Annotated in this window: 2 protein-coding genes; both read right to left on the bottom strand. The window is 65.4% G+C overall.

The features are described from left to right. Positions 1 to 299 precede the first annotated feature (299 nt). Complete coding sequence (locus tag ACIPIA_RS16165; protein WP_400510994.1) at positions 300 to 1049, bottom strand: proteasome-type protease; 750 nt, start codon at positions 1047 to 1049, stop codon at positions 300 to 302. A gap of 40 nt (positions 1050 to 1089) precedes the next feature. Further along, a partial coding sequence (locus tag ACIPIA_RS16160) for a transglutaminase-like domain-containing protein (RefSeq protein WP_400510993.1) occupies positions 1090 to 1478 on the bottom strand: 389 nt, incomplete at its 5' end.

Here is a 1478-nt window from a genome sequence, read left to right as displayed (position 1 = left end):
TCGAGGCGCAGCTCGTTGAGGCGGAGCTGGGAGTTGAAGGCGGTCTCGATCCGCTCGGCCTGGCGCTGGGCCTCGAGCCGGTTGGCCTCGCGCGTGATCGCCGTGACGACTCCGATGCCGGCGGCGCTCAACAACAGGAAGGCGCAGCCGAGGGTCGCCACGGTGCTCGCGAACATACGAGCGGAGGAACCCGCGTTCGTCTTCTTCGCGGCAAAAGGGTGGAGCATCCGGTATCCAGGGCAAATCTGCGCCGGACGAATCAACACAACAATTATTGATATCCGGTTGCCGTTGGGGACTTAGGAACCCGGCGAGCCATAAGGCGGGCGGGGAATTGCCATGTGGGCGGCCCGCAGGGCCGCCGACCAGCGCTCGCGCAGGTCGTGGAAATATGGCTCGCTCGCTTCGACGCGGCGGTTGAGCTCGAGGTCATCGGCATCGCGCCGCATGACAAGCAGATCGATCGGCGGGCCGACGCCGAGGTTGGAACGCATGGTCGAATCCATCGAAATCAGGCCTACCTTGAGCGCGTCGTAGAGGTGAGTCTTGAAGGTCACGGCGCGATCGAGGATCGGTTTGCCGTACTTGTGCTCGCCGATCTGGAGAAAGGGGGCGTCGGCGCCGCACTCGATGAAGTTTCCGGCGGCGTAGAGCATGAAGAGCCGCATCGGCTGGCCCTTGATCTGCCCGCCGAGCAGCATCGAGACGTCGAATTTGACGCGCGCCTCGTCGAGCGCCGGGCCATCGATCTCGCGCACATGGCGGATGCAGCGCCCGACCAGCTGGGCGGCACGGAACATCGACGTCGCGTTGTGGAGCGATTCCGTCTCGCCGGTCTCGGGGTTGAGCAGGCCTTCGTGCAGAAGGCTCACTACCGACTGGCTGATCGAGAGGTTCCCGGCCGTCATCAGGCCGAAGCTTCGCTCGCCCGGCCAGGAGAAGACATGGAGCTTGCGGAAGGTCGAGACGTCGTCGAGACCGGCATTGGTGCGGGTGTCGGCGATCATGACGAGGCCGTCCTGCACGAGGATTCCGGCGCAATAGGTCACAGGGCGTTTCCTTGCATCTGTCGCACTTCGCTGGGTGCGTTCACTGGTTGGCGGCGCGGCCTTCCGCCTCGCGCGCGCTGACGAGCACGTTGAGACTCTCGCCCTCGCCACCCTGGCGCGAGCCGCGCACCGGCGCTGCATCGGCAAAATCGAGCCCTACGGCGACGCGGATATGGGTATCGATCGGGCAGAGCCGATTGGCGCAGTCGAAGCCGATCCAGCCATAGCCATCGAGATGGATTTCAGCCCAGGCATGTGCGCCGTTGCCGTGGGGCAGGCCGCTGGCCTCGGCTACATAGCCAGAGACGTAACGGGCGGGCAGCCCGAGATGGCGGGCACACGCCATGAAGACATGGGCGATGTCCTGGGCGATCGCTTCCTGCGCCGCGAAAGCAGCGGCGGCGCCAATCCCCGTTCGGTTGCTGGCGT

The organism is Allobosea sp. CER48 (assembly GCF_044752385.1).
Taxonomy (GTDB): domain Bacteria; phylum Pseudomonadota; class Alphaproteobacteria; order Rhizobiales; family Beijerinckiaceae; genus Allobosea.
The sequence above is the reverse complement of the archived record's forward strand: the minus strand, read 5'-3'. Positions and strand labels throughout refer to the sequence as shown.